This window comes from Stenotrophomonas sp. YJH_SMC_48-3, assembly GCF_059369375.1.
On sequence record NZ_JCAFSQ010000010.1, the window covers coordinates 86397 to 109170 of the forward strand.

At 66.9% G+C, this 22774-nt stretch carries 18 protein-coding genes; 16 read left to right on the top strand and 2 right to left on the bottom strand.

The window, feature by feature from the left end:
* The first annotated feature begins 11 nt into the window (after positions 1–11).
* The 16 genes from hisG (at position 12) to cueR (ending at position 18463) form a co-directional block, all read left to right on the top strand.
* Complete coding sequence (hisG, locus tag AC5P65_RS15940) at positions 12–923, top strand: ATP phosphoribosyltransferase (RefSeq protein ID WP_059034314.1); 912 nt, start codon at positions 12–14, stop codon at positions 921–923.
* A complete protein-coding gene (hisD, locus tag AC5P65_RS15945) occupies positions 920–2215 on the top strand; it encodes a histidinol dehydrogenase (RefSeq protein WP_495215719.1) in 1296 nt (431 codons plus the stop codon). Before hisG ends, hisD begins: the two co-directional genes overlap by 4 nt.
* Positions 2212–3306, top strand: a complete 1095-nt coding sequence (gene hisC, locus AC5P65_RS15950; RefSeq protein ID WP_495215720.1) for a histidinol-phosphate transaminase — start codon at positions 2212–2214, stop codon at positions 3304–3306. The genes hisD and hisC overlap by 4 nt, the downstream gene beginning before the upstream one ends.
* Positions 3303–4376, top strand: coding sequence for a bifunctional histidinol-phosphatase/imidazoleglycerol-phosphate dehydratase HisB (hisB, locus tag AC5P65_RS15955; protein ID WP_495215721.1), 1074 nt, complete (start codon positions 3303–3305; stop codon positions 4374–4376). Before hisC ends, hisB begins: the two co-directional genes overlap by 4 nt.
* Positions 4373–4975: an imidazole glycerol phosphate synthase subunit HisH gene (gene hisH, locus AC5P65_RS15960; RefSeq protein ID WP_495215722.1), complete on the top strand. Its 603-nt coding sequence runs from the start codon at positions 4373–4375 to the stop codon at positions 4973–4975. Before hisB ends, hisH begins: the two co-directional genes overlap by 4 nt.
* Positions 4972–5706 (top strand): 1-(5-phosphoribosyl)-5-[(5-phosphoribosylamino)methylideneamino]imidazole-4-carboxamide isomerase, encoded by a 735-nt coding sequence (gene hisA / locus AC5P65_RS15965; RefSeq protein WP_495215723.1) that lies wholly within the window; start codon positions 4972–4974, stop codon positions 5704–5706. Before hisH ends, hisA begins: the two co-directional genes overlap by 4 nt.
* Positions 5700–6476, top strand: coding sequence for an imidazole glycerol phosphate synthase subunit HisF (hisF, locus tag AC5P65_RS15970; protein ID WP_206621937.1), 777 nt, complete (start codon positions 5700–5702; stop codon positions 6474–6476). The genes hisA and hisF overlap by 7 nt, the downstream gene beginning before the upstream one ends.
* Positions 6466–7086, top strand: a complete 621-nt coding sequence (gene hisIE / locus AC5P65_RS15975; protein WP_021202827.1) for a bifunctional phosphoribosyl-AMP cyclohydrolase/phosphoribosyl-ATP diphosphatase HisIE — start codon at positions 6466–6468, stop codon at positions 7084–7086. The genes hisF and hisIE overlap by 11 nt, the downstream gene beginning before the upstream one ends.
* A gap of 82 nt (positions 7087–7168) precedes the next feature.
* Positions 7169–8758, top strand: coding sequence for a calcineurin-like phosphoesterase C-terminal domain-containing protein (locus tag AC5P65_RS15980; protein WP_058982388.1), 1590 nt, complete (start codon positions 7169–7171; stop codon positions 8756–8758).
* A 35-nt stretch (positions 8759–8793) separates the two neighbouring features.
* Positions 8794–9078, top strand: coding sequence for a hypothetical protein (locus AC5P65_RS15985; RefSeq protein WP_005409434.1), 285 nt, complete (start codon positions 8794–8796; stop codon positions 9076–9078).
* A gap of 84 nt (positions 9079–9162) precedes the next feature.
* Positions 9163–10185, top strand: a complete 1023-nt coding sequence (locus tag AC5P65_RS15990; protein ID WP_495215724.1) for a glucokinase — start codon at positions 9163–9165, stop codon at positions 10183–10185.
* A 51-nt stretch (positions 10186–10236) separates the two neighbouring features.
* Positions 10237–11235, top strand: coding sequence for a glycosylasparaginase (locus AC5P65_RS15995; RefSeq protein WP_180832222.1), 999 nt, complete (start codon positions 10237–10239; stop codon positions 11233–11235).
* On the top strand, positions 11232–11969 hold the full coding sequence (locus AC5P65_RS16000; RefSeq protein WP_495215725.1) for a copper homeostasis protein CutC: 738 nt from the start codon (positions 11232–11234) through the stop codon (positions 11967–11969). Before AC5P65_RS15995 ends, AC5P65_RS16000 begins: the two co-directional genes overlap by 4 nt.
* 404 nt (positions 11970–12373) lie before the next feature.
* On the top strand, positions 12374–15331 hold the full coding sequence (locus AC5P65_RS16005; RefSeq protein WP_495215726.1) for a TonB-dependent receptor plug domain-containing protein: 2958 nt from the start codon (positions 12374–12376) through the stop codon (positions 15329–15331).
* Between the two features lie 163 nt (positions 15332–15494).
* The gene (locus tag AC5P65_RS16010) at positions 15495–17996 is read left to right on the top strand and encodes a heavy metal translocating P-type ATPase (RefSeq protein WP_495215727.1); all 2502 of its coding nucleotides are present in this window, start codon (positions 15495–15497) and stop codon (positions 17994–17996) included.
* 11 nt (positions 17997–18007) lie between these two features.
* Positions 18008–18463: a Cu(I)-responsive transcriptional regulator gene (gene cueR, locus AC5P65_RS16015; protein WP_019661429.1), complete on the top strand. Its 456-nt coding sequence runs from the start codon at positions 18008–18010 to the stop codon at positions 18461–18463.
* A 79-nt stretch (positions 18464–18542) separates the two neighbouring features.
* Here the strand turns inward: cueR and AC5P65_RS16020 are convergent, their stop codons facing one another.
* Together AC5P65_RS16020 and AC5P65_RS16025 are read right to left on the bottom strand one after the other, a co-directional pair.
* Positions 18543–18737: a heavy-metal-associated domain-containing protein gene (locus AC5P65_RS16020; RefSeq protein ID WP_021204511.1), complete on the bottom strand. Its 195-nt coding sequence runs from the start codon at positions 18735–18737 to the stop codon at positions 18543–18545.
* Between the two features lie 200 nt (positions 18738–18937).
* Entirely contained in the window at positions 18938–22015 is a 3078-nt protein-coding gene (locus AC5P65_RS16025) for a TonB-dependent receptor (RefSeq protein WP_021204510.1), read from the bottom strand.
* Between the last annotated feature and the right edge of the window lie 759 nt (positions 22016–22774).

Here is a 22774-nt window from a genome sequence, read left to right on the forward strand (position 1 = left end):
AGACCTCCCCCATGAGTGCAACCCAGGCAGCGCCGGCACGAGACCGGCTGCGTATCGCCATCCAGAAGAGTGGCCGGCTGGCCGAGCCCGCCCGCAACCTGCTCAGTGCCTGCGGCCTGAGCTGGCGCGAGAGCCGCGACAAGCTGTTCTGCTACGGCGAATCGCTGCCGGTGGACCTGCTGCTGGTGCGCGACGACGACATCCCCGGCCTGATCGCCGACGGCGTCTGCGACCTCGGCATCGTCGGCCGCAACGAGCTGGACGAACAGGCCGCGGCACGCCGCCAGGTCGGCCTGCCGGACGCCTATCAGGCGCTGCGCGGGCTGGGCTTCGGCCAGTGCCGGCTGATGCTTGCGGTACCCGAGGAGTGGCAGTGGCAGGGACCGGCGCAGCTGGCCGGCACCCGCATCGCCACCAGCTACCCGGCCATCCTCAAGCAGTGGCTGGCCGAGCAGGGGGTGGACGCACAGGTGGTCGAGCTGTCCGGTTCGGTGGAAATCGCACCGCGCCTGGGCACGGCCGACCTGATCTGCGATCTGGTGTCCAGCGGCGCGACACTGCGCGCCAATCAGCTGACCCCGGTACACAACCTGCTCGACAGCGAAGCAGTGCTGGCCGGTGCAGTGCGCGTACCGGATGATGCGCGCGCATCGCTGCGCGCGATGCTGCTGCGCCGCCTCGACGGCGTGGTGCAGCGCCAGGACCGCAAGCTGCTGATGTTCCGCGCCAGCGAGGATCGCGTCGACGCGCTGGCGCAGCTGCTGGCCGATGCCGAGCCGCTGGTGCGGCTGCCGGCCGATGGCGGCGCGCTGCGCCTGCAGACCATGTGCCCGGGCCCGCTGAGCTGGCAGCGCATGGAAGAACTCGAGCGCGCCGGCGCGCAGGGCCTGATGGTGTTGAGCGTGGAGCGGTCGCTGGCATGAACCGTCTGACCTGGTCCCGACTTGATGAAACCGCGCGCCGCGCCGCGCTGACCCGCCCGGTGCAGACCGTGGCGCAGCAGACCCGCGACGCGGTGGCTGCGTTGATCGCGCAGGTGCGTGCGCAGGGCGACGACGCGCTGCGTGCGATCACCGCGCGTTTCGATGGTGTCGAGCTCTCGTCCTTTGAGGTGAGCGAAGCCGAATTTGCCGCTGCCGAAGCCGCCGTGCCCGGCGAACTGCGCCAGGCCATGGTGGACGCGGCCGAGCGCATCGCCCGCTTCCACGCCGCCGGCATGGGCAAGGGATACGCAGTTGAAACCGCGCCGGGCGTAGTCTGCGAACGCATGCTGCGTCCGATCGGCCGGGTGGGCCTGTACGTGCCAGCCGGTAGCGCGCCGCTGCCGTCCACCGCGCTGATGCTGGGTGTTCCGGCACAGCTGGCCGGCTGCCCGCAGGTGGTGCTGTGCACGCCGCCGCGAGCCGATGGCAGCGCAGACCCGGCCGTACTGGTGGCGGCGCGGCTGACCGGCGTGCAGCGCGTGTTCAAGCTGGGCGGCGCGCAGGCGATCGCTGCGATGGCCTATGGCACCGCCAGCGTTCCGGCCTGCGACAAGCTGTTCGGGCCGGGCAACAGCTTCGTGACCGAAGCCAAGCAGCAGGTCGCGCAGGATGGCGCCGCCGCCATCGATATGCCGGCCGGTCCCTCCGAAGTGCTGGTGATTGCCGATGCTGGTGCCAATCCGGCGTTCGTCGCCGCCGACCTGCTGTCGCAGGCCGAGCACGGCCCGGATTCACAGGTGCTGCTGCTGACCGACGATGCCGCGATGCTGGCCGCGGTCGAAGTCGAGGTGGAGCGCCAGGTGGTCTTGTTGCCGCGCCAGCAGATCGCGCGCCAGGCCTTGTCGGCCTCGCGCCTGATCCAGGTCGATTCGCTGGACGAGGCCTTCGCGATCAGCAACCGCTATGCGCCGGAGCACCTGATCCTGGCACTGCGTGATCCGCGCGCGTGGTTGGACAAGGTGCAGGCGGCCGGCTCGGTGTTCCTGGGGGATTACACGCCCGAAGCACTGGGCGACTACTGCAGTGGCACCAATCACGTGCTGCCGACCGCCGGTGCGGCGCGTGCCTACAGTGGCGTCAGCGTCGCCAGCTTCCAGAACCTGATCAGCGTGCAGAGCGCCAGCGCCGCCGGCCTGGCCGCGATCGGCCGCTGCGCGCGCATCATCGCCAGCGCCGAAGGCCTGGATGCACATGAACGTGCGGTCGCAGTGCGCATGGAGGTGGCAGCATGAGCACGGTGATCGATGACGTGCTGGGGCTGGTGCGCCCCGATCTGCAGGCCTTCGCTGGCTACAGTTCGGCGCGCAGCGCGGCGGTGCAGGGCGAGGTCTGGTTGAACGCCAACGAGTCGGCCTGGGCCAATCCGGCCGACGCGGCTGGCAGCAGCCGGCGCTATCCCGAACCGCAGCCGTTGGCATTGCGTGAGGGACTGGCGGCGCTGTACGGCGTGACGCCACAGCAGCTGCTGATCGGTCGCGGCAGCGACGAAGCCATTGATCTGCTGGTGCGCGCGCTGTGCGTGCCGGGCCGCGATGGCGTGCTGGTCACGCCGCCGGTGTTCGGCATGTACGCTGTCTGCGCACGCCTGCAGGGTGCCGCATTGATTGAAGCGCCGCTGGTGGACAGCGAGGATGGCCTGCGCGCCGACCTGGATGCGGTGATCGACGCGGCCAAGGCGCAAGGCGCCAAGCTGGTGTTCCTGTGCGCCCCGTCGAACCCGGCCGGCAGTGATATCGCCCTGGATGAAGTAGAGCGCGTGGTGGTTGCGCTGCGCGGGCAGGCGCTGGTGGTGGTGGACGAGGCCTATGTCGAGTACGCAGGGCGCGCATCGGCCATCACGCTTCTGGCCGCGCACGCCAATCTTGCAGTACTGCGCACCTTGTCCAAGGCGCACGCGCTGGCTGCTGCCCGCGTCGGCACCCTCATCGCCGCCCCGGAGCTGATTGCCGTGCTGCGCCGCTGCCAGGCGCCGTACCCGGTGCCGACGCCGTGCGCGGAACTGGCGGTACAGGCGCTGCAACCCGGCGCGCTGGCCAGGACCGCCGAACGCGTAGCCACGGTGATTGCCGAGCGCGAACGCCTGCGCGTGGCGCTGCCGGGCCTGCCCGGCGTGCGTCGCGTCTACCGCTCATCCGGCAACTACCTGTTGGTGCGCTTCGCCGATGCCCAGGCCGCGTTCGATACGCTGCTGGCTGCGGGCGTGGTGGTGCGGGACCAGCGCGCCGCGCCGCAGTTGGGTGATGCGCTGCGCATCAGCATCGGCAGCCCCGAAGAGAATGACCGCGTGCTTGCGGCCCTGTCGGCGCGGAGGGCCGCAGCATGACCCCGATCCTGTTCATTGACCGCGACGGCACCCTCATCGAGGAGCCGTCCGACTTCCAGATCGACGCCTACGAGAAGCTGCGCTTCGTGCCGCAGGTGATCCCGGCGCTGCTCAAGCTGCGTGACGCCGGCTACCAGTTCGTGATCGTCACCAACCAGGATGGCCTCGGCAGCGACAGCTACCCGCGCGCCAGCTTCGATGGCCCCAACGACCTGATGCTGCAGATCTTCGAGAGTCAGGGCATCACTTTCCGTGACGTGCTGATCGACTGCAGCTGGCCGCAGGACAATGCGCCGACCCGCAAGCCGGGCATCGGCCTGATGACCGCCTACCTGCAGGACCGCAGCATCGACTGGGCGCGTTCGGGCATGGTCGGCGATCGCATCACCGACCTGCAGTTTGCCGAGAACCTCAACATCCGCGGTTTCCAGCTGCGCACCGCGCAGTTCGGTGGTCAGTGGGACTGGCCGGGCATCGCCCACGCGCTGGCCGACGCACCGCGCACCGCCGTGGTCCAGCGCAATACGAAAGAAACGAAGATCCGCGTGGAACTGGACCTGGACCGTGCCGCTGATGCACGCATCGCCACCGGCCTGCCGTTCTTCGATCACATGCTGGAACAGATCGGCAAGCATGGCGGCTTCGCGCTGGACATCCAGGCCGAGGGCGACCTGCACATCGACGAGCACCACACCATTGAAGACACCGGGCTCGCATTGGGCCAGGCACTGCGCGAGGCGCTGGGCGACAAGCGCGGCATCGGCCGCTACGGCTTCACCCTGCCGATGGACGAGACGCTGGCCAGCGCCGCACTGGATTTCAGCGGCCGGCCCTACTTTGTGTTCGAGGGCGAGTTCAAGCGCGAGCGCGTGGGCGACATGCCGACCGAGCTGGTGCCGCATTTCTTCCGCTCGCTGTGCGATGCCAGCGGCCTGAACCTCAACCTGCAGGTACGCGGCGACAACGACCATCACAAGGTGGAGGCCTGCTTCAAGGCGCTGGCACGCGCGCTGCGGCCGGCGTTGGCCCGGCAGGGCACGGCGTTGCCAACCACCAAGGGGGCGCTGTGAGTGACGTTGCGCTGATCGATGCCGGCGGTGCCAACCTGGGCTCGGTGCGCTATGCACTGGAGCGTCTGGGTGCGACGGTGCGGCTGGTGCGCGATGCGGACGGCCTGATCGGCGCGCAGCGGGTGATCCTGCCCGGTGTCGGCGCCGCCGGTCCGGGCATGCAGCGCCTGCACGCGCAGGGCCTGGTGGAACCGTTGCAGCAACTGGAGGTGCCGTTGATGGGCATCTGCCTGGGCATGCAGCTGCTGTTCGAGCGCTCCGAGGAAGCGGGTGTGGAAACGCTGGGGCTGATTCCCGGGGTGGTGCGCAAGCTGGTACCAGCCTGCGGCATCCGGGTGCCGCACATGGGTTGGAACCGCCTGCTGCCGCTACGTGAGTCGCTGCTGTTGCAGGGTGTACCCGAGCGGGCCAGCGCCTATTTCGTGCACAGCTATGCGGCGCCACTGAATACCCACACCGTTGCTGCCTGTGATCACGGCGGCCTGTTCACGGCCGTGGTGGAGCAGGGCCGCTACTACGGCGCACAGTTCCATCCCGAGCGCTCCGGCGAGACCGGCTCGCTGATGCTGCGCAACTTCCTTGAGGGCACTGCTGCATGAGTTTCATCGTCTACCCCGCGCTGGATATCCGCGACGGCCGCGTGGTGCGGCTGCGCCAGGGTGACTACGCGCAGGAAACCTCGTATGGCGACGATCCGCTGCCGCGTGCACAGGCCTTCGCTGCGCAGGGCGCGCAGTGGATGCATCTGGTCGACCTGGACGCTGCGCGTGCCGGTGGCTACACCCTTGCGCCGCTGCTCGCGTCGATCCGTGCGCAGACGCCGCTGCAGGTGCAGACCGGCGGTGGCGTGCGCGGTCGCGACGACGTGGCGCGCATCATCGATGCCGGCGCCGGTCGCGTAGTGGTCGGCTCGGTGGCCGTGCGCCGTCCCGATGAGGTGGTGGGCTGGCTGGAGGAATTCGGCGCCGAGCGCATCACCATCGCGCTGGATGCGCGTCAGGATGCCCAAGGCCAATGGCAGCTGCCGGTGCACGGCTGGACCGAGAACGCCGGGGTGACCCTGGATGACCTGGCCCAGCGCTACGCACGCGCCGGCATGCGCCACCTGCTGTGCACCGACATTGCCCGCGACGGCATGCTGGCTGGGCCCAACATCAGCCTCTACCAGCACCTGTCGGCGTTGCTGCCGGGCGTGGCCGTGCAGGCTTCCGGTGGCATCCGCGACGTGGACGATGTGGCCGAGGCCCGTGCTGCCGGCTGCGGCGGTGCCATCCTCGGCAAGGCCCTGCTGGAGCAGCGCATGGACCTGGCGGAGGCACTGGCATGTTGAGCCGCCGCATCATTCCGTGCCTGGACGTGCGTGAGGGCCGCGTGGTCAAGGGCGTGCGCTTCCGCGATCACGTCGACATGGGCGATATCGCCGAGCTGGCGCAGCGCTACCGTGACCAGGGCGCCGACGAGCTGGTGTTTTATGACATCGGCGCCAGCCCCGAGGCGCGTTCGGTCGACGTTGCCTGGATCGAGCGTATCGCGCGACTGATCGACATCCCGTTCTGCGTGGCCGGTGGCATCGACAGCGTCGAAACGGCACGCCGCGTGCTGTTCGCCGGTGCCGACAAGGTGTCGATCAACTCGCCGGCGCTGGGGCGCCCGGAACTGATCACCGAGCTGGCCGACGAGTTCGGCGTGCAGTGCGTGGTGGTCGGCGTCGATTCGGTGCGCGAGGCCGATGGGCAATGGCGGGTGCGCCGTTTCAGCGGCGACCCGGACAAGACCCAGGCGGTGCGGCTGCGCACGCTGGACTGGATCGTCGAAGCACAACGGCGTGGCGCCGGTGAGATCGTGTTGAACTGCATGGACAGCGATGGCGTGCGCCGTGGCTACGATGTCGTGCAACTGCAGCAGGCACGGGCACTCTGCCAGGTGCCGCTGATCGCCTCCGGTGGCGCCGGTGCGATGGAACACTTCGCCGAGGCTTTCGACCAGGCCGATGTGGATGGCGCGCTGGCCGCCAGCGTGTTCCACAGCGGTGCCATCGCCATTCCAGAATTGAAGCGCTACCTGCGCGGACAGCAGATCGAGGTGCGGGATGTCTATTGAAGTCAGGCCGTCGTCGGACGCATTGCAGGCGCTGGACTGGAGCAAGGGCGACGGCCTGCTGCCGGCCGTGGTTCAGGATGCCGACACCCTGCAGGTGCTGATGCTGGGCTATGTGAGTGCCGAATCGCTGGCGGCCACGCTGGCCATCAGCCACATGACGTTCTTCAGCCGCAGCAAGCAGCGGTTGTGGACCAAGGGCGAGCAGTCCGGCAACGTGCTGGTGGTGCAGTCGATCAGCGTCGACTGCGATGCCGATACTTTGCTGGTGATGGCACGGCCGGCGGGGCCAACCTGCCACACCGGTGCAGAGAGCTGCTTTGACCAGGCGCCGAAGGATTTCCTGGGCGGGCTGGGCCAGCTGGTGGCGATGCGTGAGGCGCAACGCCCGCCGGGCAGCTACACCACCAGCCTGTTCGAGGGCGGCATCCGCCGTATCGCGCAGAAGGTGGGCGAGGAGGGCGTGGAGACCGCATTGGCCGCCGTGGCGCAGGATGACGAGGCATTGCTGGGCGAGGCGTCGGACCTGCTGTACCACCTGCTGGTGCTGCTGCGCGCGCGCGGGCTGTCGCTGGATGATGCGCGCGCGGTACTGGAAAAGCGCCATCGTTGAGCGGCCGGCACGACCCGCCGGCAATGCAGCCGAGCGTGGCTCGGCTCTACAATACCGCGTCTCTTTCTGCCGGATGCCTCCCATGAAACTGCCTGCCGCCTGGCTGTGCTGCCTGTTGCTGACCTCGCCGGCCTGGGCTGCGGACACCGTGGTCAGCGGCAAGGTGTATCTGGAGCGTGACGGCAAGCCTGGCCGCGGTGCGACCGATCCGGGCCTGGCCGGGGTGCAGGTTTCCAACGGCGAGACCATCGTCAAGACTGCCGCTGACGGCAGCTACAGCCTGCCGGTGCGCGACGGCCAGACCGTATTCGTGATCAAGCCTGATGCGTATTCCTTCCCGAAAGCGGCCGACGGCCTGCCTTCGTTCTGGCGGCACTATCGCCCGAACGGTTCGCCGGCGTTGAAGTACGGCGGCATCGCCGCGACCAGCGACGTCACCCGCAACTGGGATTTCGCCCTGCAGTCGGATCGCCATGACAGTCGGCGCGGCTTCCAGATGCTGGTGTTCACCGACTCCCAGACCGCGAGCCTGAAGGACATCGGCTACTACCAGCAGTCGATCGTGGCGCCGCTGGTCGGCCAGACCAAGGCGCGCATGGGCACCACCCTGGGTGACATCGTCAACGATGACTTGACGCTCTACCCGGCGATCAACAAGGTCACCACCGGACTTGGCGTGCCGTGGTTCCATGTGCCGGGCAACCACGACCTCGATTTCGATGCGGCCAGCGACGAACACTCGCTGGACAGCTGGCGCAACATCTACGGTCCGGACACCTACGCGGTGGAAGAGGGCGGCGCCAGTTTCGTGTTCCTGGACGACGTGGTGTACGACCCCAAGGCCAGGCCGAAGTACATCGGCGGCCTGCGCGAAGACCAGTTCGCCTTCCTCGCCAGCTACCTGAAGGGCCTGCACAAGGATCGCCTGCTGGTGCTGGGCATGCACATCCCGCTGTTCGACGCGGCGCCGGGGCGCGAGACCTTCCGCCATGCCGACCGCCAGCGCCTGTTCGACCTGCTCAAGGACTTCCGCAACGTGCTCGTGCTCAGCGGCCACAGCCACACCCAGCAGCACGTCTACCACGGCAAGGCCGACGGCTGGAACGGCGACAAACCGCTGCACGAATACAACGTGGGTGCCAACTGCGGCGCGTTCTGGTCGGGGGTGAAGGATGCCGCCGGCGTGCCGGACAGCACCATGAGTGATGGCACGCCGAAGGGCTACGCATTGCTCGACGTGGCCGGCAACGGCAGCTATCGCCTGCAGTACCGCGTGGCCGGCAAGCCGGCCAGCGAGCAGATCGGCCTGCATGCGCCGAAAGTGCTGCGCCAGGGGGCTTACCCGGCGTGGGGCATCTATGCCAACGTCTACATGGGTGAGGATGCCAGCGTGGTTGAGTACCGCGTTGATGGCGGCGCTTGGCAGCCGATGAAGCAGGTCAGCCAGCCCGACCCGCGCCTGATGGTGGAGAACGTGGCCGACGATCTGGCTGACAGCCTGCGTGGCTACGACCGCTCGCCGGAGGCCACCGCGTCGCCGCACCTGTGGCGTGGCGCGCTGCCGACCGACCTGGCCGTGGGCAGCCACAAGGTCGAGGTACGCTCCACCCAGCCCGATGGCGCGGTGTTCACCGCCACCACCCGCTACAGCCTGCAGACGGCCCAGCCCTGACACGCCGCAAGGCCTCTCCAGCGAAAGGACCCCGCATGGATATCCGCTTCATGGCCGGCACCACGCCGGTGACCCTGAGCCGCCACTGGTTCACCGGCGCGATGCTGCTGCAGAGCGCCACCGAGAAGGTCTGGGTGCAGCATCCGCTGCATCCGGGCACGCACTTCTCCTTCTCGCTGGTACAGTCGTGGCTGCGCCACATCGCCGGCCACGAAGTGCTGGTCGAGCGCACCCGGCCGCTGCTGTTTGCCGGCTTCCGCCCGCAGCGGCTGCGCGTGCTGGTGGATGGCGTGCAGGTGGCCGAACAGGAAGGCATGTAGGCCAACCTGAACCGCCGGCGCGCTAGGCAAAGCCGCCCCGATGCCTGAGAATCGGGGCGATTCAATCGATCCAAGCAGGCCAGCGTGACCATCGCAGCAGCGTCCCCGGTTTCCTCCGACTCCGCCCGCGGCGGTCTTCCGCGCAGTCTCGTTGTCGCCGATGTCGGCGGCACTTTCGCCCGTTTGGCGCTGGCTGAAGCGCAACCCGGCCACGCACCACGGCTGGGCAGCCACCGCACCTATGCCTGCGCCGAGCACCCCAGCCTGGCGGCGATCCTTGCTGATTTCACCGCTGGCCTCGGCCAGCCGGTGCAGACCGCGGTGGTCGCCATCGCCGGCCTGCTCGATGGCGATGTACTGATCAATTCCAATCTGCCGTGGACGGTCTCGCTGTCGGCCACCCGCGCGCAGTCCGGGCTGCATGAGCTGCAGTTGATCAATGATTTCGAAGCGGTGGCGCTGGCCATTCCCTACCTGCAGCCTGACACCCTGGTGCCGCTCAATGGCGATGCTGACCCGGCGCAGGCGTTCCCGGCGCTGGTGCTGGGCGCCGGTACCGGCCTGGGCGCGGCACTGCGTTTCGCCGATGGCGAGCGCCCGGTGCTGGCCAGCGAGATCGGCCATGCCGCGCTCGGCGCCGGCAACGCGCTGGAACTGCAGGTGCTGGGCAAACTGCTGCAGCGCTGGGCGCACGTGGACAACGAGCGCGTGCTGTCCGGCAGTGGCCTGATGAACCTGTACCCGTGCCTGTGCGAGCTGCGCGGCGTCACCCCGGTGTGGACCAGTACCGAAGCACTCATCGGTGCCGCCCGCAGCGGTGAAGACGCGCTGGCGGTGGAGACGCTGCAGGTGTTCTGCGCCTGGCTGGGCAGCCTGGCCGGCGACGCAGCGATCGCCGTCGGTGCGCGCTCGGTGTACCTCGCCGGAGGTATTTCCGCGCATGTGCAGGATTTCCTGGCCGATGGCCGCTTCCGTGAGCGCTTCCTCAACAAGGGCGTGCTGACCGAGGTGCTGCGCCAGGTGCCGGTATGGCGCGTGGAGCACGGCCAGTTGGGCGTGCTCGGCGCAGCGGTCTGGCACGCCGCACGGCAGCCCACGCACGACTGATCGGCATGACCGGCATCGTGCCGGCCGTGCATTGCAGACTGGGAGGGGAAGATGGTGGATCGCAGGCAGTTCCTGCAGGCCGGTGCACTGGCTGCAGGCATGGCGGCTTTGCCGGGCGTGCAGGCGCGCACGCAGGGTGGGGCCAGGGTGGTTTCGACCTGGGACTTCGGCGTACCGGCCAACCAGGCCGCGTGGAAGGTGCTGGCGCAGGGCGGCAGCGCGCTGGATGCGGTGGAAGCAGGCGCACGCTGGGCCGAGAGCGAGCTGTGCAACCCCACCGTCGGCCATTGTGGCAACCCCGATCGCGACGGCGTGCTGAGCCTGGACGCGAGCATCATGGATGGCGATGGCCGTTGTGGCGCAGTGGCCGCGCTGGTCGACATCCTGCATCCGGTGTCGGTGGCCCGCAAAGTGATGGAGAACAGCCCGCACGTGCTGCTGGTGGGCGAGGGCGCGCAGCAGTTCGCGATGCAGCAGGGTTTCGAGCGCAAGCACCTGCTGACGCCGCAGGCCGAAGCGGCCTGGCGCGAGTGGCTGAAGACGGAGAAGTATCAGCCGCAGATCAACGCCGAGCGCCGTGGTATTCCCGGCAACAGCGACAACCACGACACCATCGGCATGCTGGCGCTGGATGCCAAGGGCCACCTTGCCGGTGCCTGCACCACCAGCGGCATGGCCTGGAAGCTGCACGGCCGGGTCGGCGACAGCCCGATTATCGGTGCCGGCCTGTATGTCGACAACGACGTGGGCGCGGCCACTGCTTCGGGCGTGGGTGAAGAGATGATCCGCAACGCCGCTTCGTTCCTGGTGGTCGAACTGATGCGCCAGGGGCGCTCGCCGGCACAGGCCTGCCGCGAAGCGATCGACCGTGTGGTGCGCAAGCGGCCGGAGGCGAGCAAGACCCTGCAGGTGTGCTTCCTGGCCATGAACAAGCAGGGCGAGGTGGGCGCCTGCGCGTTGCATCGCGGCTTCGTCTACGCGGTGTGCGATGCGCAGCGCCAGGATGACCTGCGCGACTCGCCGTCGATCTACACGAGCAGCCAGGCGTGAGCACGCGGCTGACCCTGGAGGTCGCCAGCAATTCGCTGGCTTCGGCACTGGCCGCGCAGGCCGGCGGCGCCGACCGCATCGAGCTGTTCGACAACCTGGCCGAGGGTGGCACCACGCCATCGTTTGCCACCATCGCGATTGCCCGCGAACGCCTGTCGATTCCGCTGTTCGTGCTGGTGCGGCCACGCCCGGGTGACTTCCACTACGACGCGCTGGAAACCGAACTGATGCTGCGTGACATCGCGCAGTGCCGCGCGCTGGGCTGCGATGGCGTGGTGATTGGTGCATTGGACGTGCAGGGCGGCGTTGACGTGGCGTTGTGCCGTGAACTGATGCAGGCGGCCGGGCCGTTGCAGGTGACCTTCCACCGCGCCTTTGATGCTGCCCGCGACCTGCCGGCGGCGCTGGAGCAGGTGATCGGGCTGGGCTGCCAGCGCGTGCTGACCTCGGGCGGGCAGGTCAGCGCCGAGGCCGGTGCCGAAGTGCTGGCGGGCCTGGTGACCCAAGCGAAGGGACGCATCAGTGTGATGGCCGGCGCGGGGCTGGGCCCGGCCAATATCGCCGCCATTGCGCGACGGACCGGCTGCACCGAACTGCACGCCTCAGCCAAGGGCCTGCGCCGGTCGGTGATGCAGTTCCAGAACCCGGCGCTGCGCGGGCTGGACCCGGACTGGAGCCAGACCGCCACCGCCACTGTTGCCGCGCTGCGGCAGGCGCTGGACGGCGCAAGGTAGCCCGCTTCTTCTGTAGAGCCGAGCCCATGCTCGGCTGCTTTTCGCGGCGAACAACAGCAGCCGAGCGCGGGCTCGGCTCTACAACGACCCGCTGCCGGCCGCACGCTTGCCGCGGACAAAACCGTTCCGCGCGCGGTTGTCGTGATCGTGTCACTACTTCGTGCGCCGTTCTCTCTGTTATGTGTCGCAACTATTTGATTGTTATGGATGTCGGCGGCCGCTAGCGGCATTCCGCCGGCTGTTGCTGCGCCGCCGCATGCCGGGCGTGGTTCAGCTGTGCTTTAGTTTGGATCGATCCACAGGGGAGGTGCCATATCGGTCGTGAACCGATCCAAGCGCCTGGATCCGTCGTAGTGCCGCGCCACCGTCCGCCCGTGCGTCCACATCTTCGAAGAGCAACCACCATGGCTCAGATCGTCCACAAGCGTCGCCACCTGCTGTCCCAGGCCCTGATCCTGGCCCTGCTTCCCCTGGCTGCCAATGCGCAGCAAGCCTCAAGCTCGTCTACCAAGGATCTCGACGCGGTCACCGTCACCGGCTCGCGCATCAAGCGCGCCAGTGTCGAAGGCCCGGCCCCGGTCAACGTGATCACCGCGCAGCAGATCCAGAAAGAGGGCTTCGTCAGCGTGTATGACGCGCTGAAGACGCTCACCGAAGCGACCGGCACCGTTGAAGCCGCCTCGCAATGGGGCTCGCACACGCCCAACGCCAGTGGCCTGAACCTGCGCGGGATGGGCCCGAACCGTTCTCTGCTGCTGGTCAACGGCCGCCGTGTAGCCGACTACCCGCTGCCCTACGGCGGCGAAACCAATTTCTCCAACTACGGCAACATTCCGGCCGCAGCAGTGGAGCGCATTGAAGTGCTGACCGGCGGCGCCTCGGCCATCTACGGTTCGGATGCGATCGCCGGCGTGGTCAACGTCATTCTCAAGACCAACTACGACGGCGACGAAGTGCGCGTGCGTGGCGGTACCTCCACAGAAGGTGGACGAGATACCTGGGACCTGTCCTGGGCCGGCGGCAAGACCGGCGACAACTGGAGCGTGACCTACGCGCTGCAGTACACCAAGCGCGATCCGCTGTTCGGACGCGACCGACCGCAGATGGACGACGCCGACGACGCACCGGATCCCTCCTGGAACATGGAGCAGCGCAAGGTCGGCTTCCGCCCCACCTCGGGCCTGGCATTGATCGACCCGACCAACGGCCAGCGCCTGGCACCGCCTGCAGGCACCTGCGAGAAGTTCGACGGCGAGTACTACACTGCCGATCGGCTGGTCTACAACTACGCTACCAACACCATCACCAACACCGGCCGCCTGTGCGGCATGAGCGCCGACTACGCAAACTGGCTGCTCACCGGCGGCGCCGAGAATGTTTCCGGCAACCTCTACGCCACCTTCGATTTCAGCAGCGACCTGCAGGCCTGGACCAACCTGGCGGTGTACCACTCCGAAGCGATCTGGGGCACCAATCCGCCCAGCGTCTCGCTGATCGACGACGACAACGGCTATTACTGGGATGCCAACCGCAACCGCCCGATCCTGGGCGTGCGCCAGTTCACTCCGAACGAAGTCGGTGGCCTGGATACCCTGCGCAACACCAACCGCGAGCTGTCCTGGGACTGGAGCGCAGGCCTGCGTGGCCGCCTTGCCGATCGCTTCGACTGGAGCGCCTCGGTGGGCCGTTCCTACTACCGCGTGGAAGAACGGCAGAACGTGGTGGACGAGCAGAAGTCGTACGACTACTTCCTCGGCCCGCGCCTGGGCACCACCCCCGATGGCGAGGCGATCTACGCGTTGAACGAATCGCGCTGGTGGAATCCGCTCACGCCGGACCAATACTGGCAGATGGGCACGGTGGCCAGGAACCGCGCGTCATCGTGGGTCAACCAGGCCTCGGCGGATATCACCGGCGAGCTGTTCCAGGGCTGGGCAGGCCCGATCTCGTTCGCAGCGGTAGCTGAAGTCGCGCAGCAGGGCTACCACCTCGGCCCGGACCCACGCGCCGGCATCGATTTCGACCTGCAGAACGTCGACCGCGGTGGTGGCGAGCGCACCCGGTATTCGGCGGGCGTCGAGTTCAAGATCCCGCTGCTGGAGAGCGTAACGGCCACCGCGGCCGCGCGCTACGACCGCTATGGCAACTACAAGGCCGATGACAGCAGTGAAGCGTTGGATATCGGCAGCCAGAAGGAAACCACCTGGAACGTCGGCCTGGAATGGCGCCCGGTCGAATCGCTGCTGGTGCGTGGCTCGTATGCCACCAGCTTCCACGCGCCGGACATGCACTACCTGCTGGGCCAGCCGAGCAGTTCCGAAGTGCAGACCTATGATCGCCTGCGCTGCATCCAGAGCGGTGCCTACCTGGTCAACAACTGTGGCGTGGGCAACACCGATGTCTGGTACACCTTCGACGTGAACCGCCGTGGCACGCCGCTGCTGCGCTCGGAAACCGGTGATTCGTGGACGGTCGGCTTCGTCTGGGACGTGATGCCCAACCTGTCGGTCAGCGCCGACTACTGGGCGATCAAGCTGGAAGACATGATCGTCGACGTCGGCGCCGACGAGGTGCTGGCCAGCGAGGCGGGCTGCCTGACCGGCAAGAACATCGACGGCACGCCATGGGCCAATCCGGCCGGTGGCGACTACTGCGCCGGCATCCTGGCGCGCGTGAACCGTGACAGCAGTGGCCGGCTGGTGTCGATCGAGCGCGGCCCGTTCAACCTGGCCAGCCGCGAGGTGCGCGGCATCGACCTGACCGCGCGCTACCGTCTGGAGACCGCGCAGTGGGGCAGCTTCCAGATGGGTGTGAACTACACCAACCAGATCTCCACCAAGGAACAGCGCTACGCCAACGACCCGAACCCGGAACGCCGCGACCGCGACCTGCGCAGCAAGCTGCGCGCGAGCCTGGCCTGGCAGCGCGGCAACTGGAATGCCAATGTCTATGCCGACCGCGTGGGCTCGGTGCCTGGCGTGCGCTACCACTGGGGCACCGACCGCCTGGACAACCCCGGCGGCTGCCTGCCGTTCGCCGATGGCTACGTGCCCAGCGACAGCCCGTCGCTGAACTGCCTGGAGCCGGCAACGCGTCCGGATGGCTCGCCGAACCCGAACCCCAATGCCGGGCAGCAGACGGCGCGCTACTACGGTCGAGTGGGGCCGTTCATCACCTGGAACTTCAACGTGGGCTACCAGGTGACCGAACACGCGAAGGTAAACGTGTACGTCAACAACGCCTTCAACTCCGCCAGCTGGAACCACAAGGATCCGTACAAGCTGGACTATGACTTCGCCCCGACCCGGTTGCTGAGCGCGGTCGGCCGTGAGTTCGCATTGGAGTATGTGTTCACGTTCTGAAGAGACCGACCTCGCCGGTAGATCCACGCCACGCGTGGATGCGGAAACGGAACGCCAGGGGCGGCCCCCCCCCCTTCAGGCATGCGGACAGGCTGGATTTGACCTTCCCACGATGGCAAGGTTTAGCCTGTCCGCATCCAGAAGGAACCCCGGGAATCCGATCATGAGCACGCCCCGCGCCGCTGCCGCCTCCGCAAGTCCTGCCACCATCAGCCTGCCCATCGAGGGCATGACCTGCGCCAGCTGTGTCGGCCGGGTCGAGGCGGCGCTGTCCAGGGTCGAAGGTGTGGGCAGTGTTTCGGTCAATCTGGCCACCGAGCGCGCGGATATCCGCCCGTCCGGCCCGGTCGATCGGGCCGCGCTGATCCAGGCGGTGGAGCGGGTGGGCTACGACGTACCTGCCGCCACCGTTGAACTGGCCGTGGAAGGCATGACGTGCGCCTCCTGCGTGGGCCGCGTGGAGCGCGCGCTGCTGGCGGCGCCAGGCGTGAGCCAGGCCAGCGTGAACCTGGCCACGGAGCGTGCGACCGTGCGCGGCGTGGCTGATACGGCCGCCTTGGTTGCGGCCATCGACAAGGTCGGCTACGCCGCCCGCCCGATCGAGGCCGGTGTGCAGTCCGATGATGAAGCCGCTGAAAAGAAGGATGCCGAGCGCGCCGAACTGAAGCGCGACCTGACCGTGGCGACCGCGCTGGCGCTGCCGGTGTTCGTGCTGGAGATGGGCTCGCACCTGATTCCCGGCATGCACGAATGGGTGATGGCCACCATCGGCATGCAGGCCAGCTGGTACCTGCAGTTCGTACTGACCCTGCTGGTGCTGGCCATTCCCGGCCGCCGTTTCTACCAGAAGGGGTTCCCGGCACTGCTGCGGCTGGCGCCGGACATGAATTCGCTGGTGGCGGTGGGCACCGCCGCAGCGTTCGGTTATTCGGTGGTGGCGACCTTTGCACCGCGGCTGCTGCCGCCGGGCACGGTGAACGTCTACTACGAAGCGGCCGCGGTCATCGTCGCGCTGATCCTGCTCGGCCGCTTCCTCGAGGCCCGCGCCAAGGGCCGTACCTCCGAAGCGATCAAGCGTCTGGTCAACCTGCAGGCCAAGGTCGCCCACGTGATCCGTGACGGCCGCACCGTCGATATCCCGGTCAATGAAGTGCAGAGCGGCGACGTGGTGGAAGTGCGGCCAGGCGAGCGTGTGCCGGTCGATGGCGAGGTGGTTGAAGGCCGCAGCTACATCGACGAATCGATGATCAGCGGCGAGCCGATCCCGGTTGAGAAGCAGCCGGGCAGCAACGTGGTGGGCGGTACGGTCAACCAGAAGGGCGCACTGACGGTACGTGCGACGGCGGTGGGCGCGCAGACCCTGCTGGCGCAGATCATCCGCATGGTCGAACAGGCGCAGGGCTCGAAGCTGCCGATCCAGGCGGTGGTTGACAAGGTCACGCTGTGGTTCGTGCCGACGGTGATGCTGGCCGCGCTGGCGACCTTCCTGGTCTGGTTGATCTTCGGTCCGTCACCGGCGCTGAGCTTCGCGCTGGTCAATGCGGTGGCGGTGCTGATCATTGCCTGCCCGTGCGCGATGGGGTTGGCGACCCCGACCTCGATCATGGTCGGGACCGGCCGTGGCGCTGAAATGGGCGTGCTGTTCCGCAAGGGCGAGGCGCTGCAGCTGCTGAAGGACGCGCAGGTGGTGGCGGTGGACAAGACCGGTACGCTGACCGAGGGCCGCCCGCGCTTGACCGATCTGGAGATCGCCAGCGGTTTTGATCACGGCACGGTGCTGGCGGCGGTGGCGGCGGTGGAGTCGCGCTCGGAGCATCCGATTGCCCGCGCCATCGTCGATGCAGCCACCGAGCAGGGCATCGCGCTGCCGTCGATGGTCGATTTCGAATCGGTCACCGGCATGGGCGTGCGTGCCAACGTTGATGGTGCGCGGGTGGAGGTCGGTGCCGATCGCTTCATGCGCGACCTGGGCGTGGACATCACTTTGTTTGCGACGCTGGCGGCAGAGCTGGGCACCCAGGGCAAGTCGCCGCTGTATGCCGCCATCGACGGCCGCCTGGCCGCAATCATCGCGGTATCCGATCCGATCAAGCCGAGCACGCCGGCCGCAATCGCGGCACTGCATCAGCTTGGCCTGAAGGTGGCGATGATCACCGGTGACAACGCTGGTACCGCGCAGGCGATCGCGCGCCAGCTCGGCATCGACGAAGTGGTGGCCGAGGTGCTGCCGGAAGGCAAGGTCGACGCGGTGCGCCGCTTGAAGGCCACGCATGGCCATGTCGCCTTCGTCGGCGACGGCATCAACGATGCGCCGGCACTGGCTGAAGCCGATGTCGGCCTGGCCATCGGGACCGGCACGGATATCGCAGTTGAATCGGCCGATGTGGTGCTGATGTCGGGCAACCTGCAGGGGGTGCCGAATGCCATCGCGCTGTCGAAGGCGACGCTGGGCAACATCCGGCAGAACCTGTTCTGGGCCTTCGCCTACAACACCGCGTTGATTCCGGTGGCCGCCGGCGTGCTGTACCCGGTCTGGGGCGTGCTGCTGTCACCGGTGTTCGCGGCCGGTGCGATGGCCCTGTCCAGCGTGTTCGTGCTGGGCAACGCGCTGCGCCTGCGCCGCTTCCAGCCACCGATGGCGGATGCCGCCGCCGTCACTCATTGAAGGGAATACCCATGAACATCGGTGAAGCCGCCAAAGCCTCCAGCGTGTCGGCGAAAATGATCCGCTACTACGAACAGATCGGCCTGATTCCCGCCGCTGATAGAACCGAGTCGGGCTACCGGGCGTATTCGCAGGCGGACATCCACCGCCTGCGTTTCATCCGCCGCGCACGCGATCTGGGCTTCCAGGTGGCCGAGATCACCGATCTGCTCGGCCTCTGGAACGATACCTCGCGGCACAGCGCCGACGTCAAGCACCTGGCCGAGCAGCACATCGCCGATCTGGAGCAACGCATCGAGCACATGCGGCAGATGGCCGACACGCTGAAGTCGCTGATCAGCTGCTGCGCGGGCGATGAGCGCCCGGAGTGCCCGATCCTGGAGCGGTTGGGTGAGGACGATGGGACGCTGGTACCGGTCGATACCGCGAAGACTGGTGCGGTGCGGCGGCGTACGCACAAGCATTGACTCGATATCGCATGCATGAAAAAGCCCGCCGGGTGCTGTAGTACCCGGCGGGCTTTTCAGTATGGGACAGGACAGGGGATCAGGCAGTACGCGGCGGGAAGCCGGCATCGGTCAGTGCCGCCACGATCTGCGCTTCGCTGGCCGAGGTCTGCACCTGCACTCGGCGGCTGGCCGGATCTGCCTGCACGCTGGCCTGCGGATCGACCAGTTCGATCGCCTTGGTCACGCTGCGCGCGCAACCGCCGCAGGTCATGCCTTCAACATGGAATTCCATCCGTAGCTCCTTGGGTGCTCTTGGGGTCGAGTCAGTGTGCACCTTCCAACGATGGCAGGGTCAAGTGCCGGGCTGAACGACAGGCAAGGCGGGAAAAAAAACGGCAGCCGCCTGTACCAGCGCGGCTGCCGTGGAGGAACGTCCCCGCCAGGGCGGGGCGTGGGTTGCACCGGGGCGCGCCCGGGCAACCCGGTGTTGCCTTAGAACTTCCAGGTAGCGCCGAAGTACAGCTGGCGGCCTGCATAGGTATTGGAGATCAGGCGTGCCTTGGTGTCGCTTCCCAGGTGCACGCGCTGCTCGGACTTGGTGGCGTTGATCACCGAGGCGGTCAGGGTCCAGTCCGGGGTCAGGTTGTAGGCAACATTCAGATCCAGCTGGTCATACGGTTCGGTGTAGACGGTGAGGCCATTGTTGAGCCCGCCGACCACTTGGCCGCGACGGTTGAACGAAGCGCGCGCGAGGAACTTCTCGTTCTCGTAGAAGACCGTCACGTTGGCCTGGTTCTTGGCGCTGCCGACCAGCGGCGAGGAGCCGATTTCCTGCCCGTCCAGAACAATGGAAGCCAGGTTGGTGTCGTTGTAGGTGTAGTTGGCCTGCACGCCGAAGCCGAAATCGAAGGTGTACTGGCCATACAGTTCGACGCCCTGCGACACACCATCGCGGCCATTGGCCTGGGTCTCGTAGCGCTGCACGTTCACCGCTTCACCGTTGATGACCATCGGCGTGTCGCGCACCACCGGCAGGGTGAAGTTGTCCACGTTCTTGCGGAACAGGCTGACGCCGGCGACCGCGCCCGGCTGGAAGTACCACTCCAGGCCCAGGTCGAACTGGGTGGCCTTGAACGGCTCCAGCTGCTTGTTGCTGCCCTGGCCGACCCAGCCTGCGGTCGATGCGCCACCGGCAACGCGGCGATCATTGACGTACTCCTCGCTGTAGTAGCTCAGTGCGCCCGGTGCTGCGATGTCGGTGTAGCCAGGGCGGGCGATCACCTTCGATGCGGCACCACGCAGCACCAGCGTGTCGGTGATGTCCCATGCGATGTTGAAACTCGGCAGCACGTCGGTGTAGGTGCGGTCCACGCCGATCAGGCTGTAGGTCTTGCTCTGCGCCAGGTCATGCGGCAGGCGCACGAAGCCGCTCTCGCAGCTGTAGGTCGGGTAGGCCGCAGCGGCGGGGTCGGTGCACGCCATCGGCGCGCCGGACGCGTTGTCCAGGAAGTAGTCGTTGAACTTCTCGATCGAGTCGGAAGACTGCGCGAACTGCTTGGTGCGCACCACGCGCACGCCGACATTGCCGCGCACGCGCTCGGTGCGGAAGTTGGCCTGGAAGTAGCCGGAGTAGATCTTCTCGTTGACGTTGTAGACGAAGTCTTCCTCGGTACGGTTGTGCGAACCACCGTAGGTCTTGTTCAGATAGTCGATGTACGCCGGGTAGTTGATGCCCGGGAACACGTTGGCATTGAAGCCACCGGCAATGTTGCTGATCGGATTGGACAGGAAGAAGCCGGGCTGCGCATCGCCGGCAGTCGGATCGCAGCCACTCTGGTAGCGGCTGTTGTCATAGTCGGCCGGGTCACGGCCGGGGCACACCCAGTAGGTGTTGCCGGTGTTGCGGTGCACCTTGCCGTCGCGGTATTTGGCACCGAACTGGATTGAATCCAGCCAACCGGACTCGAACAGCTTGGTCACGTCGGCCTGGAAGTAGTTCTGCTTGACCTCGGTGCGCTTCCACGACGAATCGGTCGAGCCGGTGTCGACTTCGGCGATGCCGTTCATCAACTGCTGCTGCAGGTCGGGCGAGAAGGTGGCGGACGGCGTGCCGGTCAGGTCCCATGCGCTGTACTGGTTACCGGACAGGTAGTCGTTGCCGACCTTGCGGCGCGGCTTGGCCGACATGCGGAAGTTCATCGACGGACCACCTTCGGACCAGGTGCGGCCACCGGTGAACGAGGCCTTCCACAGCGGGCTGATGTCCCAGTCGATGGTCAGGTCGGCGGTCTGCGACAGCGCCTTTTCCTTGCTGTAGCCACCGGTCAGCTGCGGTGTCGGAATCGTGCAGTCGTCCGGGCCCCAGCCGCCGGGCTTGAGGCCGGCGGCCTTGGCCTGGTCTTCGCTGCAGTAGTAGGTCTTTCCAGCCAGCTTTTCGAATTGGGCACCCGTGACGGTGTTGCCGCTGGCATCGAAGTCCAGGCCATTGAGAAGGCGGCCTCCGGCCCAGTTGCCGTCCTGGTTGTAGCGCGCCATGCTCCATTCCGGAATCTTCAGCATGTTCTGGGTGTAGTCACCCTGCAGCTCGAAGCGGAAGTAGTTGGCGGTCATCGTGACGTTGTCGACCGGCTTGAACTGGAAGGTCAGCTGGCCGCCCTTGCGCTCGCGCTTTTCTTCCTTCACCGCGAAGTTGACCGAGGTCGGCATGAAGAAGTCGCTGTAGTTGCCGCCGGTCTGGTTGTTGAAGCCGGACTTGCCCCACCAGTAGTGGATGCCATCCTGCTGCTGCACGTTGCCATAGGCGTCACGTGCCCTGCCGGCGCCGTACCACTGGTAGTCCTCGGTGCTGGCTTCCATGGTACGGGTCGTGCGCTTCTGCTGCGTCACGCCGACCAGCACGCCGAAACGCTCATCCTTGCTGTGCCACGAATACAGGGCCGAGGCCTGCGGGTCGATATCGTGGTGGGTATCGGAGGAGGTGCCCTCGAGCGTGACGAAGCCCGAGTTGGACTCCATGTCCAGCGGACGGCGGGTGTGCAGGATGACCGTGCCGCCGATGCCGCCTTCGTCGATGCGTGCTTCCGGCGACTTGAACAGCTCGGCGCTGGACAGCATGTTCGACGGCAGCAGGGTGTAGTTGAACGAACGGGTGGCTTCGTCGTTGGTTTCCGACGTGGCCACGTAGTTGCCATTCAACTGGGTCAGGGTCAGGTCCGGCGCAAGGCCGCGCACGCTGACACTCTTGCCTTCACCACCGCTGCGGGTGATGACCACGCCGGGCACGCGCTGCAGTGCGTCGGCCACGTTCTTGTCGGGGAACTTGCCGACGTCCTCGGCGGTGATCACTTCGACCACGGCGTTGGCATCGCGCTTCTGCTCAAGGCTCTTTTCAATGGCATAGCGGTAGCCGGTGACCTGGACGCTGTCCAGAGTCGTGGCGTCCTGCGAGCTGGTGGTCGTGGCCTGCTGCGCGGCGGCGCCTGCCGGAATGACGGCGGCGGCCAATGCCAGCGCGATGGCCAGCGACAATGCGTCCTGGCCGTGCGTACGTGTTGAATGCTTCATTCCCATCTCTCCCTCTCTCCTGGATTGATCCGGTGACGTGGCACGGACAACTTGAATCGATCTAATTTGAAGTGAATTTGTCGCTGTCGCCATGCAGTGGCAGTAGCACCGCACGCGTGGCCTGGTGTACGTCCTGTTGCTGCTCCCCCAACTCCGGGCCATCGCAGTGTCGTTCTTGGATCGATCTAAGCGATGGGCGGGCGATTTTTAGCACGGGTCGCCCGTGGGCGCATGCTGCTGCGCAATATGGTACTGGCGTGGCGAAGGGATGACGGTTTGCTGAAATCAGTGAAATCGTTTTCGTGCGCAGGGGAAGGGTGGGTCGGCAGGGCTGCGCCCTGCACCTGCGGTAGTGCCGGCCGCTGGCCGGCAACAGCCAACGCCAAAGCCAAAGCCAAAGCCAAAGCGGGTCTGGGTTGTCTGTGGCTTGGCGGAGCGGTGTGGGCTGGCAGGACACGCCGTAAACCCCGCTCCGCGGTCCGGCCCAGCCGCTGGCGGCTGGGCGTTCGGGCGCTTGCGAAGCAGTGCTTCGCAAGCAAAGCGCCCTCACCCCTGGGGGCTCGATGGCGCCATCCATGGCGCCAACGGTCCTGCCAGCCCACACCGCCCCACCTTTGACAGTTTCCCGGTGACGGTTGGATTGATCTTGGTGCGGCATGGGGTCATGGGGTCAGATCCGTTTTCCGTTGGAAAACGGATCTGACCCCGATTGATTTCGATATCCGACAGAGATTCATCCACGCATGGCGTGGATCTACAGATCGC

What these genes read in the sequence shown, in the direction of transcription:
- hisG (WP_059034314.1), top strand. Translation starts at nt 12, where the DNA reads ATGAGTGCAACCCAGGCAGCGCCGGCACGAGACCGGCTGCGTATCGCC.
- hisD (WP_495215719.1), top strand. Translation starts at nt 920, where the DNA reads ATGAACCGTCTGACCTGGTCCCGACTTGATGAAACCGCGCGCCGCGCC.
- hisC (WP_495215720.1), top strand. Translation starts at nt 2,212, where the DNA reads ATGAGCACGGTGATCGATGACGTGCTGGGGCTGGTGCGCCCCGATCTG.
- hisB (WP_495215721.1), top strand. Translation starts at nt 3,303, where the DNA reads ATGACCCCGATCCTGTTCATTGACCGCGACGGCACCCTCATCGAGGAG.
- hisA (WP_495215723.1), top strand. Translation starts at nt 4,972, where the DNA reads ATGAGTTTCATCGTCTACCCCGCGCTGGATATCCGCGACGGCCGCGTG.
- hisF (WP_206621937.1), top strand. Translation starts at nt 5,700, where the DNA reads ATGTTGAGCCGCCGCATCATTCCGTGCCTGGACGTGCGTGAGGGCCGC.
- hisIE (WP_021202827.1), top strand. Translation starts at nt 6,466, where the DNA reads ATGTCTATTGAAGTCAGGCCGTCGTCGGACGCATTGCAGGCGCTGGAC.
- AC5P65_RS15980 (WP_058982388.1), top strand. Translation starts at nt 7,169, where the DNA reads ATGAAACTGCCTGCCGCCTGGCTGTGCTGCCTGTTGCTGACCTCGCCG.
- AC5P65_RS15985 (WP_005409434.1), top strand. Translation starts at nt 8,794, where the DNA reads ATGGATATCCGCTTCATGGCCGGCACCACGCCGGTGACCCTGAGCCGC.
- AC5P65_RS15995 (WP_180832222.1), top strand. Translation starts at nt 10,237, where the DNA reads ATGGTGGATCGCAGGCAGTTCCTGCAGGCCGGTGCACTGGCTGCAGGC.
- AC5P65_RS16005 (WP_495215726.1), top strand. Translation starts at nt 12,374, where the DNA reads ATGGCTCAGATCGTCCACAAGCGTCGCCACCTGCTGTCCCAGGCCCTG.
- AC5P65_RS16010 (WP_495215727.1), top strand. Translation starts at nt 15,495, where the DNA reads ATGAGCACGCCCCGCGCCGCTGCCGCCTCCGCAAGTCCTGCCACCATC.
- cueR (WP_019661429.1), top strand. Translation starts at nt 18,008, where the DNA reads ATGAACATCGGTGAAGCCGCCAAAGCCTCCAGCGTGTCGGCGAAAATG.
- AC5P65_RS16020 (WP_021204511.1), bottom strand. Translation starts at nt 18,737, where the DNA reads ATGGAATTCCATGTTGAAGGCATGACCTGCGGCGGTTGCGCGCGCAGC.
- AC5P65_RS16025 (WP_021204510.1), bottom strand. Translation starts at nt 22,015, where the DNA reads ATGGGAATGAAGCATTCAACACGTACGCACGGCCAGGACGCATTGTCG.